This window comes from Bradyrhizobium sp. CCBAU 45389 (genome assembly GCF_028128625.1).
Taxonomy (GTDB): domain Bacteria; phylum Pseudomonadota; class Alphaproteobacteria; order Rhizobiales; family Xanthobacteraceae; genus Bradyrhizobium; species Bradyrhizobium liaoningense_B.
Genome location: NZ_LBIY01000097.1, coordinates 361,092 through 373,125 on the forward strand (window position 1 = coordinate 361,092; position 12,034 = coordinate 373,125).

Genomic DNA, 12,034 nt, shown 5'->3' on the forward strand with positions numbered 1-12,034 from the left:
ATGGCTCATTCATCGCAAAAAATCGCAGTTTTGGGGGCCGGGCAGATCGGCGCCGTGATCGCCGGGATGCTGGCGGAGCAGGGACACAAAGTTACGCTGGCTGACGCTTCGGAGACGCAACTCGGCTTGAGCGCCGGGCAAACCTTCGCTACCAAGATCGTGGACGCTGGAGATCTCCATGCGGTGCGCGGTTTCCTGAAGGATCAGGATATCGTCGTCAGCGCCTGTCCGTATTTTCTCAATCAGGGTATCGCGCGGATAGCTGTGGAGACCGGAACGCACTATTTCGACCTGACTGAGGACGTGGCGACAACGGCCTACATCAAGGAGATCGCAGCAGACGCCGACGTGATCCTGGCGCCGCAATGCGGGCTTGCGCCGGGGTTCATCTGCGTGCTCGGAGCCGACATGGCGGCCCGTTTCGAAACGGTGAAGGCCATCAAGATGCGGGTCGGTGCACTGCCGCTCTATCCGACCAACGCCTTGCGCTACAACGTCACCTGGTCGGTCGACGGCCTCATCAACGAATATTGTAACCCTTGCGAGATCGTCTTCGATGGCAAGCCGATATCGGTGCCCGCGCTCGAGGGTGTCGAGAGTGTGATGATCGATGGCGTCGCCTACGAGGCGTTCAACACCTCGGGCGGCCTCGGGACACTGACGGAGACGCTGTCCGGCAAGGTCCGCGACATGAGCTACAAGACGCTGCGCTATCCCGGCCATGCCGAGATCATGAAGCTCCTGCTGCAGGGGTTGGGGCTTGCCGACGATCGCGATACCATGCGCCGCATCCTCAACCGCGCCGCGCCGTTCACGCGAAAGGACGTCGTCGTGATCTTCGTGACCGGTATCGGCGAGCGCAACGGGCGGATGGAAGAGGATAGCGTCGTGCTGCGCTACGACGGGCGCCCCGAGCTCGGCGCGATCCAGCTCACCACGGCTGCCGGTTGCGTCGCGATGGTCGAGCTGTTCCTTTCAGGCAAGCTTCCCGCAAAGGGATTCGTGCGGCAGGAGGATGCAAGCCTTGCCGATTTTCTCGCGACCCGCGAGGGCAGCCGGCTGGCGAGGGAAGCGCGCAGCTCCGAGACGAACGATTTTGCGGGACGGTTCTCCACCAAGAGAGCGGCTTAGGAATCGTGGAGTCCGATGAGCGGATCTTGCGTCATGGTCGGGGTTTGAGGAATTCAATCGAAGAGGGGAAGCTTGATATGGTCAATCGTCGTGAAATCGGATCGCTCGTTGGGCTCGGCGCCGCCGCGGCGGCTATGGCGGCCGGCTCAGCCGTGTCCCAGGCCGTCGCCCAGACGCCGCCGGCTGAGAGTACGTTTGCTCAAATTCGCAAGACGAAAAAGCTTCGCATCGCCGGCATCGTCGGCACGGAGCCCTATTATCACAAGGACATCGCCACGGGGCAGTGGTCGGGCTTTTGCGTGAGCATGGCGACTGATCTGGCCAAGGCGCTCGAGGCCGAGGTCGAGATCATCGAATCGACCTGGGGCAACTCGGTCCTGGATCTTCAGAGCAACAAGATCGACATCATGTTCGGCCTCAGCCCGACGCCGTCACGCGCCCTGATCGTCGAATTCACGCGCCCGATCATGAACAACACCTTCACGATCATCGCGAAGCCCGGTTTTGAACCGAAGACCTGGGAGGATCTCAACAAGCCGGAGGTGCGGGTTGCCGTCGATATCGGCTCGACCCACGATCTCTACGCGCGCCGGATCCTGCCCAAGGCGACGCTTGTCGCACTGAAGACGCCTGACGAGGCCGTGCTCGCGGTGCAGGCTGGGCGGGCTGATTGTCTGATCCAGGTCGCGATGCTTTCGCTGGTTACTGTCAAGAAGAATGGGAAGGTGGGCAAGGTCATCATCCCGACTCCGGTTGCCTCGCAACCGACCTGCTGCGGCGTGCGTGTGGACGTCGATACCCGCTTCCGCACCTATGTCGACAACTGGCTCGAATACAGCCGTTCGCTGGGAGCGTTGCGCGAGTGGATTCTCTCGAGTCTGACTCTGGTCAATATCGGGGAGCAAGACATTCCTCCCGGGCTTCAGTTTTGATCTCAGACTGCCCGCGTCTTCAGATGACGCGGGCAGTTTCGTTTCAGCAGCGTCGTTGGGCTTGGACAGGGAACATCTGGTCGATGCAACATGGGCGACATCCTCCGCTGGGCATCATCATGCTTGATATCGCGATCGAGCGTCCGCCGGGAGATGTTGGGCATTCCGCAAGCTGGCCCTTCGACGTCGTCTTCAGAACCGTCCCGGGCGCGACTGCGCGGAAGATCGTGAACGGCGACGACGACGGCCTCATGGACGCATTCGTCGCGGCCGGCGACGCGCTGCGCGCGGAGGGCGCGATCGGCCTGACCACGTCGTGTGGCTTTCTGGCATCTCGTCAGCGCGAGCTTTCCGCGCGGATGAAGCTGCCGCTTGCGACGTCGAGCCTTTTGCAATTGCCCATCGTGGAGCGCTGTCTTCCGTCCGGTCGCCGCGCCGGGGTCGTCACCTACGACGCGGAGGCGTTGACGGACAGGCATTTTGCCGGAGTCGGCGCCGATCCTGACACGCCGCGCGTCGGCCTTCCGCCGGACGGTAGCTTGCGCGCGCATATCGAACATGGCCGTCCTTATGATCGCGATCGAGTGCGGCGCGATGTGCATGGGGCCGTCGGTGCGTTGCTTACGGGAAATCCAGACATTGGCGCGATCGTGTTCGAATGCACTAACCTTCCACCATTCTCGGAAGAGGTGTCGCGCGAGTTCGGACTGCCGGTCTACGACATCATCACGCTCGGGCGCTGGTTCTATTCGGGACTGATCCAGAGCGCCTATTCGCAATCGCCGAGCATGGGATAGCTGCGATGCATTATGACTGGAGTTTTGGTTTCCTTCTGCAATACAGCAGGCTGATCGGTGTCGGCACCGCTTACACGATCGGCTTTACGATCCTCACCGCGGCGAGCGGATTTGTGATCGGATGTGTGGTCGCTATCGCCGGCCTGTCCAAGGTGAGGTTCGTCTCGGCGCCCCTCGTGATGCTGGTCGAGGTGTTTCGTTGCACGCCGGTGCTGGTTCAGCTGGTCTGGATCTACTATGCACTTCCGGTGCTGATTGGTGTTGAGCTCTCCCCCGCCGTGGCGGCGTTCATCGCGCTGAGCCTTTATGGCGGTGCGTTCTATTCGGAAATCATACGTGGCGGCATCGTGTCGATCGACGCCGGGCAATGGGACGCCGGCCGCGCGCTGGGCATGCGCCGTTTCGATCTGATGAAGCGCATCGTCATGCCGCAGGCCCTCAAGCGAATGATTCCTCCGCTCGTCAACCAGGCCGTGCTGCAGCTGAAGAACACCTCGCTGCTCTCGGTCCTGGCGGTCCCGGACCTGCTTTACCAGGGGCAGCTCATCACATCCGCGACCTACCGGCCATTGGAGACATACACCATGATCGCGGTCATCTACTTCCTCATCCTGTTCCCGATGACGCGCGCTGCGAGCGTGCTCGAAGCGCGGCTGGCGCGGTGAGGCACGACATGTCCATCAAAGAGGGAAGCGGTCCCGTGTCTGATGTCCCGATGATCGAGCTGGCTCACGTGAAGAAGGCGTTTGGGCCCGTCAGCGTCCTGAAGGACATCTCGCTGCGGGTGCCTCGCGGCGGCGTCGTCGCGCTGATCGGCCCGAGCGGATCGGGCAAGTCGACGCTGCTGAGGTGCCTCAATCTGCTGACCATCCCGGAAAGTGGTTTCATCCGGGTTGGCCAAAGCACCATGGATTTTACCAATGGGCACAAGCTGCCGGCCGACAGGGAGCTCGCGGCATTCCGCGCGCGGACGGGCATGGTGTTCCAGAATTTCAATCTGTTCCCGCATATGTCGGCGATCCAGAACGTGATGGAGGGACCGGTCACGGTTCTGAAAACCAAGCCGGACGCGGCCCGCGAGGCGGCGCTTGGGTTGCTGGAGAAGGTGGGGTTGAAGGACAAGGCGGACGTCGCCCCCGACAAGCTGTCCGGCGGTCAGAAGCAGCGCGTGGCGATCGCACGTGCCTTGGCGATGAAGCCGCAAGTGATGCTGTTCGACGAGGCGACGTCTGCGCTCGATCCCGAGCTGGTCGGAGAAGTCCTCGCGGTTGTCCGTCAACTCGCGGCCGAGGGAATGACCATGGTGCTCGTGACCCATGAGATGGCGTTTGCGCGCGAGGTCGCCGATACCGTCGTCTTCATGCGCGATGGCGTCGTCGTGGAGGAGGGGCCGGCTCGGCAGGTGATCGACACGCCAAGACAGCCGGCAACACGGGCCTTCCTCAGTCACTACCACAGCAGCGGCCTGCCTGCAGCCGCGGCGAACGGATGACGTGACGATCTGCGATCGGGTTGAAGGATGAAGCGGGATAGGACGCCCATGAGCATCGCCGTGATCGGCGCAGGTATCGTCGGTGCTGCGACCGCATGGGAGCTGATCAAGGACGGACACGACGTTACGCTGATCGAGCCGGGAGAGCCGGGCGGGCCCCAAGCGGCTAGCTATGGCAACGGTGCCTGGATCAGCCCTGCTTCCATTATCCCGATGTCCATGCCCGGCCTGTGGCGCAAGCTGCCGGGCTATCTGTTCGATCCGAACGGGCCTCTGGTGTTGCGCTGGACGGCACTGCCTGCGCTCGCGCCTTGGCTCCTCCGCTTCCTCGCGGCCGGATGGACCGTTGCGAAGGTCGAGCATACCGCGCGCGTACTCGCCTCGATCTTGCGCGACGGTCCGGGGCGGCACGCCGCGCTCGCAAAGGAGATCGGGAGGCCGGATTACATCCGCCAGACGGGTCTGCTCTATGCCTATCCCGATCGCAATGCCTTTGACGGCGAGGCGCTCGCCTGGCGGCTTCGAAAGGACAATGGGCTCCAGTGGCTCGAGCTCGATGCCGGCGAGCTGCGCCGCCGGGAGCCGGATTTGAGCTCCAACTATCAGTTCGGCGCCTTCGTCCACGAAGGAGCCTACTGCACCGATCCGGGCGCATATGTGCGAGACATTGTCGATGCCGCGCGTGCGCGCAGTGCACGGCTGGTCAAGGCGCGCGCAACCGGGTTTGTTGTCACCAATCGCCGTCTCGCTGCGATCGTCACCGATCAGGGCCCGATCGAATGCGATCGCGCCGTGATCTGCGCCGGCATCTGGTCAAGCGCGCTTGCCGAGGCCGCGGGCGATCGCGTGCCGCTGGCGAGCGAGCGGGGGTATCACGGCGTCATTGCATCGCCCGCGGCCGGCCCAAGGTTTCCGATCATGCCGAGCGACGGACGAATGGCCAACACGCCGACCCCGGCTGGCTTGCGTCTTTCGGGACAGGTCGAGCTCGCGCTGGTCGACGCCGGGCCGGACTGGGCGCGCGTCGAGATTCTCGTCACGCATGCCTTGCGGACGTATCCCGGCCTTGGATCACGCGGCGGCCTGACGATCGATCGCTGGATGGGGCATCGACCATCGACGCCGGACGGGCGTCCCGTCATCGGCACGGCATCGGCGTCGGCGGATATTGTCCACGCCTTCGGACACGGACATGTCGGCTTGGCGTCGGGCCCCATCACCGGCTCCATCGTCGCCGATCTCATTGCCGGCAGGAAAGCCGGTATCGATATCGTACCGTTTGGCGCGTCACGTTTCCGTCATTGAGTGCACGCGACGCGCGGCCGTTGGATCCGCTCCACCGGGAGTGCTCATCGATCCGTCCGCTGCATGTCCAGCTTTCGATTGGTGCGGGTTTGCCGCACGAGCCAATCACGGAGGACGATGATGTTGGTGTGATTGGCCTTTCGCTCGGGGTAGACCGCAAAATAGGAGTCGCCGGAGAGAATAGGGGAGCCGAAGGGCATATGAAGATCGCCTCTCTCCAGCTCGGCTTCGATATAGGCAACCGGCACAACCGCGATCCCGATGCCGTGAACGGCGGCATTGATCAGCATGCTGCTGTAGGCAAACCGAATTCCCTGTATGCTGCCCTTGTAGGTTAGACCTGCAAGCCGTAGCCAGTGCAGCCACAAGCTCGGGCGAGACGCGTTCTGCAGCATCGCGAATTTCGAGAAGTCGAGTGGATCGAGCGTTTCTCCAAGCGGGATGAGCTTGGGAGAGGCGACGACCGCGAGCTCTTCGGCAAAGAGCTCGATGGACCGGGCATGCAGCCATGATCCCACACCCCTGAGAATGGCCAGGTCAAGCCGCGTGGTTTCAAAGTCGACATCTGGCGTGGCCTGCCTGATTTCCAGGGGAATGTCAGGATATGCCGTTATGAATGAACCGAGCCGCGCGGGCAGCCATCGCGAACCCAGCGTAGGATGCGTTCCCATCATCAGCGCCGCGTCAATTCGGCGCCCGCGCACGGCATCCATCGATATCTCCTGAAGCTTGTCCAGGATCAGAGCCGCGTCCCGATAGTAGGCCGCTCCGGCTTCTGTCAGGACCAGGCGTGGTCCAATGCGATGGAAGAGCGCGACACCGAGAAAATCCTCCAGATTCCGGATCTGGCGGCTGATTCCACTTTGGGTGAGCGACAGATCCTCCGCAGCCTTGGTGAAGCTCATGTAGCGCGCTGCTGTTTCAAACGCGTGGAGTGCGGAGAGAGAGGGGAGGAAGCGTCTCATGAAACGGCCCCACTGGCGATCATGACTAAAAGTCATGAAGCATGCATTTTTTCAATAGTTTGTTTTTGGCTCCGGTCGACGAACAATCAGGCGGAAAGGTGCGCCGCTGTCGAAGTGGTCACGAAGGGGCTTAACGGGCGAGGGGGATGAAGATGATGAAGAGAAGAGAGTTCGCAGGGCTGGTAGGGCTTGCCGCGGCCGGAGCGGCCTCGCTGGCCGCATCGACGTCAGCAGCTGCACAATCGGCTGCTGCGGGATCCACTTTCGACAAGGTTCGCAGCAGCAAGAAGCTTCGCATTGCCGGGGTCGTAGGCACGGAGCCTTACTACCACAGAGACGTCGCTTCCGGGCAATGGACGGGCTTCTGCATCAGCATGGCCCAGGATCTCGCAAGATCGCTGGATGCCGAAATCGAGGTTGCCGAGACGACGTGGAGCAATGCGGTCCTGGATCTGCAGGCGAACAAGATCGACATCATGTTTGGATTGAGTCCAACGCCCGCTCGCGCGCTGGTCGTCGACTTCACGAATCCGATCATGAACAACACCTTCACGATCGTCGCGAAGCCCGGGCTTGAGGGAAAGACCTGGGAAGACTTCAACAAGCCGGAAGTTCGAGTTGCCGTCGACATCGGCTCGACGCAGGATCTTTTCGCCCGCCGCACCCTGCCAAAGGCAACCCTGGTCGCGCTGAAGAATTTCGATGACGTTGCTCTCTCGCTGCTGTCAAGACGTGCAGATTGCTCGGTCCAGGTTGCGATGAACTCGCTTGCGACCGTCAAGAAGAATCCGGCGATTGGTTCGATCATCGTGCCGACGCCGATCAGCGCTCAACCGACTTGCGCAGGCGTTCGGCCGGATTCCGACGGCCGCTTCCTTCGCTTCGTCAACAATTGGCTCGAATATAATCGCGCCCTTGGTGCCATGAAGGGGTGGATCGTTTCCAGCCTGGACCTTGCCAATATCAAGCCGGAAGACATTCCGTCGAGCATCACCTTCTGAGCTAGCTTCGAGGGCGAACTCTCGTTCGAGCGTGAGGTCGCCTGCGATCGTCACGATGTGCTGGTCGCGGCCGCAACAGATCGTTGTAGCCGGACGGAGAGCTGTTCGCTCGGCGTTCTTGAGCGCTGTATCGAAACGCATCTCAACCGATGAAAAGAAAGACGGAGACTGAAATTGATCCTGAAGGGCGGCTTCACGAATTACGGCGAGGACATCGGCGTGTTGATGTTGGATACAGTCTTTCCGCGGCCGCCGGGTGACATTGGCAATGCGCGTTCGTACGACTTTCCCGTGCGGTACAAGACGGTGAGGGGTGCCCTTGCAACGAAGATCATGGGCGACCATCCCGATGCCGATCTCATCGCACCATTCATTACGGCCGCGCGTGAACTGGAAGCGGAGGGCGTGAAAGCGATCACCACCAGCTGCGGCTTCCTTGGCCCGTTTCAGAAGGAAATCGCCGCCGCCGTCAACATACCCGTGTTTACGTCTTCGCTGCTTCAAGCGCCTATCATCCATGCCATGCTCCCGCCGGGCAAGATCATTGGTGTCTTTACCGAAAGGGCGCATCACCTCAACGACGATCATTTTAAGGGCGTCGGTTGGTCCATGAAGGACATTCCAGTTCAGGTGCAGGGGATGAAGCCAGATGCCGAATTTCCCGCCACCTATATTGGCAATCGTAAGGAATTGAACATCGACGTCCTCAAGGAAGAAATGCTTGAGATGACCCGGGAGTTCATGGCGACCTGCCCGAATCCGGGTGCCATTCTGTTTGAATGCACCAACATGTGCCCGTTCGCGTCGTTCGTGGCGAAGGAATCGGGACTGCCGGTCTTCGACGTGAATACGCTGATCCACATGTTCTACGGTGCGGCCAATCCTCGCCGGTATCTATAGCTCCAGCTGGCATTGCCGAAGAACGGGGATCACCGATGAAAGTTGGTTTGGCAGGCTTTGGAAGCGTCGGCAGAGCGGTGGCCGCGGCGCTGGTCGCGGGGGCAATCCCTGGCGTACGTCTCGCGGTGGTGACCGCGCGCGACCTCGACAACGCGCGCAAGCATCTCGGCACATTGGATCCGACCGTCGCTGTAGTCGCGCTTCGCGAGCTTGCCGACCATTGCGACGTGGTCGTGGAAGCGGCGACCGGTGCAGCGATACCCGAGATCGTCGATGCGGTTCTGCTCAAAGGGAAGGACCTGATATGCGTGAGCGCCGGCGGCTTCCTGGCCGTGCCGAATTTGGAGCAGATCGCTAGAAAACACGGTGCGCGAGTCCAGATTGCGTCCGGGGCGATGCCGGGACTCGATATTCTGAGATGTGCGGCAGAGGGCTCGATCAGGAGCGTTCACCTGAAAGGGCGCGTTAAGCCGGAGACGCTCGCAAACGAAGCTTACGTGCTCGACCAGGGGTTTGATTTCCGAACTGAACGGCCAAAGAGCCCCGTCCGGGTCTTCTTAGGCTCTGCTTCTGATGCCGCTCGACATTTCCCACGGCATCTCAATGTCGCGGTTGCAATTAGTCTCGCTGGTATTGGATTTGAACGAACAACAATCGAGCTGTGGATGGATCCCGGCATTCCCGGGGCGATCCATCTCCTTCAGATCGAAGGTGATGAAATCGGTCTCACCATGGAGAGTCGGAACGTTCCGTCCGTCAACCCTAAGACGTCCCGAATTGTCGCGCCGAGCATCCTTGCTGCACTTCGATCGCGCGTTGCGACGATCAGAATCGGATCGTAACGAGTCGCAGCGTCTTCGGAGCGGTCATTACCTCGCCATCGGCTTTTGTGGATCATCGCGGCGCTGCGCCGCTTCCGTGTTCCGGTCCAGCTGCGCCCGCTCGCTGCGGCGTAAGTGTCCCGATTGCCTGACGCCATACCAGATCACGGCGCCAAGAATGAAGGCGCCGATGAACCATAGCCACAATGCCGTGGCCGAGACGTCTCCCAAAAACATGCCGACGCCGCTATTGCCCATCCGTGTGCTCCCGTTAGATATGCGGGCAATGCGGGCGTGCCGTCATGGTTCCTAAGCGCGGGCAAGGCATCGGCAGGACGTCAGGAGAGCACGGTGACGACCATCGGGGTGATTTCGGACACGCACGGGCTGTTGCGGCCGGAAGTCGAGCATTGTTTTGCCGGGGTCGCGCATATCATTCATGCCGGCGACATCGGCGCCGAACATGTGCTGGAAGGGCTGCGCAGGATCGCGCCGGTTACGGCCATCCGCGGGAATGTCGATAGCGGCGATTTGGCGCGGAACTATCGAGAGACGGAAACCGTACGCCTCGGGCGATACGTATTCTATGTCCTGCATGATCTGAACGAGCTCGAGAGTAAACCAGCCCCCGACGGCATCGATGCCGTGATTTACGGTCATTCGCATCGTGCGAGCGTCAGGACGGCCGACGGCGTGCTTTATCTAAATCCCGGAAGCGCCGGACCGAGGCGCTTCAAGCTCCCGATCACGCTGGCGACGCTCGATCTGGATGAAAGTACCGAACTTCGACCGGTCCTGCATACGCTCGGCGGGGCCTAGCCAAAGGCAGCTCAACGTTATGATTTTCCGTCAAAAGTTGCTCGATGGGGCATTTTGGAACGATCTTATAACTTTGCGTTGTCTTACATCACCGGCAGATAGTCCTGGGCGCCGGTGCCGAGAGTGTAGCGCTCCCGCCTGACAGGCCGGAGTGGTTTGCACCGTTCGGGTCTCGAATAGGAGCATCCGATGCCGGCAAACCTCGCTGCGGCGCTGATCACGAAGCTGACCGTGTCCAACGATCTGGATGCCGACGACATCCGCGCCATTCACGGCCTGCGGATTCGCGAGCGGCATCTCGACGCCGGCGAAATCATCGTGAGCGACGGAGAGCGGCCCAGCGACTGTTGCCTGATCGCGAATGGATTCGCGTTCCGGTCGAAGACGACGGCGGATGGAGATCGACAGGTTCTCTCCATCCACATACCCGGCGAAATCCCTGACCTTCAAAGCCTTCATCTCAAGGTCATGGATCATGATCTAGTCACCGTCACGCGTTGCAATCTGGGCTTCATCTCGCACGATGATCTGAGAGGGATCAATCAGCAACGCCCGAACCTGGCAGCGGCACTGTGGCGCGAATCGCTGATTGATGGAGCGATCTTCAGGGAATGGATCGTCAATGTCGGACGAAGGGAGGCGACACCGAGAATGGCCCACCTCCTGATTGAACTGCATCAGAGGCTCAAGGCGATCGGGCATACCCGAGACGGGGAGTTCGGCTTGCCCATTACTCAAGCCGACCTCGGAGATTGCCTGGGATTGTCGGTGGTACATACCAACCGGGTGCTCCAGAACCTCCGCAAGGAAGGGCTGGTGGCGGTGAGCAGATCAGAGTTTCACATCCTCAAACCCAGGGAGATGGAAGAGCTGGCAGGCTTCGACCCGACCTATCTCCATCTCAGTCCGAGCACTTAACTGAGCTTTTGGGCCCGCACATCGATGCGGTAGAGCGGATCACCCTCCCGGTGGACAACAAGGGACCAATCGCCTCCATTGGAGCTGAGTGTCGATTCAATGTCCCTCACCGTGCGGAGAGCCTGGTGCCAGGCTGCCTCATCGTCCGGCAGCTCTTCGCTGTCAGAGAAATCACCGCCGTCCGTGATCTTGAAGGAATATCGTACCATCCAGGTGAACGGCGGGACCCGCAACGCGTTCCTAACCGTCAGCGCAGATAGCGATTGGCAAGCCGACCGACAGGAACCTGACGGGTAAAGCGCGGTTGCTTCGAACCAGCCATGAGAGGTTTTCCGATGGACCTGAGAGACGCCTCCGCAATGACCGAAGCATCCGGCCTTCCTGATGATCCCAGCGTTGAAAACGCCCCGGCCGCATCCGGCGCACGGAGAGCGAACACCCGGCAATCTGAACCGGCAGCGGAGACGGCCGCAGCGCGCCTCGCCGGGCAATTGCGGGAGATCGCCAGGGCCGCGCCGCTCCGGTCGCTGGCCGCGGCGTTCGTGATCGGCGTCCTCGTCGCGCGGCGCCGCTAGACGAAGATAGGAACGTCTCTTCCGGCGACAGGTTGCGCCAACGAAGGCGGTCAAATGACAGTGTGATGTGATGACGCATATCATCTTCAGCGACTACCGCAATCCAGCCGCCGAGCAGGCATATGATATCGCGTGGGACTTTCTCGCGCGCACGGGGGCGATCCGGGATGAATTCGAGGCGTGCGTATTCCTCGCGCAGCGCGTCGCCACGATGGTTGAGGAAGGCCAGACCAATCGCATCCGGATGGCCAATCGCGCGATCTCCGAATATCAGCATCACATCAGCGAAGGCGACGATCTCGCCCGCTGTGGCGGCTGTCGCGGCGCGCACTGAACCTGCGGACCGCCCTCCCGCGCCGAAGCCCTTGCCAAAAAATG

General features: G+C 61.2%; 16 protein-coding genes. 13 read left to right on the top strand and 3 right to left on the bottom strand.

What is annotated here, in order from left to right; genetic code table 11:
* The 6 genes from XH79_RS34585 (at position 1) to XH79_RS34610 (ending at position 5,657) form a co-directional block, all read left to right on the top strand.
* Entirely contained in the window at positions 1-1,131 is a 1,131-nt protein-coding gene (locus XH79_RS34585) for a saccharopine dehydrogenase family protein (protein ID WP_271584578.1), read from the top strand.
* A 77-nt stretch (positions 1,132-1,208) separates the two neighbouring features.
* Positions 1,209-2,063, top strand: a complete 855-nt coding sequence (locus XH79_RS34590) for a transporter substrate-binding domain-containing protein (protein ID WP_212341567.1) — start codon at positions 1,209-1,211, stop codon at positions 2,061-2,063.
* A gap of 83 nt (positions 2,064-2,146) precedes the next feature.
* Complete coding sequence (locus XH79_RS34595) at positions 2,147-2,860, top strand: aspartate/glutamate racemase family protein (RefSeq protein WP_271584760.1); 714 nt, start codon at positions 2,147-2,149, stop codon at positions 2,858-2,860.
* 5 nt (positions 2,861-2,865) lie between these two features.
* A complete protein-coding gene (locus XH79_RS34600) occupies positions 2,866-3,525 on the top strand; it encodes an amino acid ABC transporter permease (protein WP_271584579.1) in 660 nt (219 codons plus the stop codon).
* An 8-nt stretch (positions 3,526-3,533) separates the two neighbouring features.
* A complete protein-coding gene (locus tag XH79_RS34605) occupies positions 3,534-4,352 on the top strand; it encodes an amino acid ABC transporter ATP-binding protein (protein WP_271584580.1) in 819 nt (272 codons plus the stop codon).
* A gap of 48 nt (positions 4,353-4,400) precedes the next feature.
* Positions 4,401-5,657 (top strand): NAD(P)/FAD-dependent oxidoreductase, encoded by a 1,257-nt coding sequence (locus XH79_RS34610; RefSeq protein WP_271584581.1) that lies wholly within the window; start codon positions 4,401-4,403, stop codon positions 5,655-5,657.
* A 44-nt stretch (positions 5,658-5,701) separates the two neighbouring features.
* On the opposite strand, the gene XH79_RS34615 is transcribed toward XH79_RS34610, so the two are convergent.
* Entirely contained in the window at positions 5,702-6,622 is a 921-nt protein-coding gene (locus XH79_RS34615; RefSeq protein ID WP_271584582.1) for a LysR substrate-binding domain-containing protein, read from the bottom strand.
* 146 nt (positions 6,623-6,768) lie between these two features.
* Between XH79_RS34615 and XH79_RS34620 the strand changes: the two genes are divergently transcribed.
* The 3 genes from XH79_RS34620 to XH79_RS34630 all read left to right on the top strand — a co-directional run bounded on the left by XH79_RS34620 (position 6,769) and on the right by XH79_RS34630 (position 9,365).
* Positions 6,769-7,623 carry a transporter substrate-binding domain-containing protein gene (locus XH79_RS34620; RefSeq protein ID WP_271584583.1) on the top strand — a complete coding sequence of 285 codons (855 nt, stop codon included), beginning with the start codon at positions 6,769-6,771 and terminating at the stop codon, positions 7,621-7,623.
* A gap of 174 nt (positions 7,624-7,797) precedes the next feature.
* Complete coding sequence (locus XH79_RS34625) at positions 7,798-8,523, top strand: aspartate/glutamate racemase family protein (protein WP_271584584.1); 726 nt, start codon at positions 7,798-7,800, stop codon at positions 8,521-8,523.
* 35 nt (positions 8,524-8,558) lie between these two features.
* Positions 8,559-9,365: an aspartate dehydrogenase domain-containing protein gene (locus tag XH79_RS34630; protein WP_271584585.1), complete on the top strand. Its 807-nt coding sequence runs from the start codon at positions 8,559-8,561 to the stop codon at positions 9,363-9,365.
* A 27-nt stretch (positions 9,366-9,392) separates the two neighbouring features.
* Here XH79_RS34630 and XH79_RS34635 read toward each other — a convergent pair whose 3' ends face one another.
* Positions 9,393-9,602: a hypothetical protein gene (locus XH79_RS34635; protein WP_271584586.1), complete on the bottom strand. Its 210-nt coding sequence runs from the start codon at positions 9,600-9,602 to the stop codon at positions 9,393-9,395.
* Positions 9,603-9,695: 93 nt separating this feature from the next.
* Between XH79_RS34635 and XH79_RS34640 the strand changes: the two genes are divergently transcribed.
* Both XH79_RS34640 and XH79_RS34645 read left to right on the top strand, forming a co-directional pair.
* Positions 9,696-10,163 carry a metallophosphoesterase family protein gene (locus XH79_RS34640; protein WP_271584587.1) on the top strand — a complete coding sequence of 156 codons (468 nt, stop codon included), beginning with the start codon at positions 9,696-9,698 and terminating at the stop codon, positions 10,161-10,163.
* Positions 10,164-10,352: 189 nt separating this feature from the next.
* Positions 10,353-11,081, top strand: coding sequence for a Crp/Fnr family transcriptional regulator (locus tag XH79_RS34645; protein ID WP_271584588.1), 729 nt, complete (start codon positions 10,353-10,355; stop codon positions 11,079-11,081).
* On the opposite strand, the gene XH79_RS43350 is transcribed toward XH79_RS34645, so the two are convergent.
* Positions 11,078-11,290 (bottom strand): DUF6894 family protein, encoded by a 213-nt coding sequence (locus tag XH79_RS43350; protein ID WP_442870006.1) that lies wholly within the window; start codon positions 11,288-11,290, stop codon positions 11,078-11,080. The two genes, XH79_RS34645 and XH79_RS43350, sit on opposite strands and share 4 nt — an antisense overlap.
* A gap of 150 nt (positions 11,291-11,440) precedes the next feature.
* Here XH79_RS43350 and XH79_RS34650 point away from each other — a divergent pair, with 150 nt between their 5' ends.
* Both XH79_RS34650 and XH79_RS34655 read left to right on the top strand, forming a co-directional pair.
* Positions 11,441-11,656: a hypothetical protein gene (locus tag XH79_RS34650; RefSeq protein ID WP_271584589.1), complete on the top strand. Its 216-nt coding sequence runs from the start codon at positions 11,441-11,443 to the stop codon at positions 11,654-11,656.
* 70 nt (positions 11,657-11,726) lie between these two features.
* Complete coding sequence (locus XH79_RS34655) at positions 11,727-11,990, top strand: hypothetical protein (RefSeq protein ID WP_271584590.1); 264 nt, start codon at positions 11,727-11,729, stop codon at positions 11,988-11,990.
* Positions 11,991-12,034 lie beyond the last annotated feature (44 nt).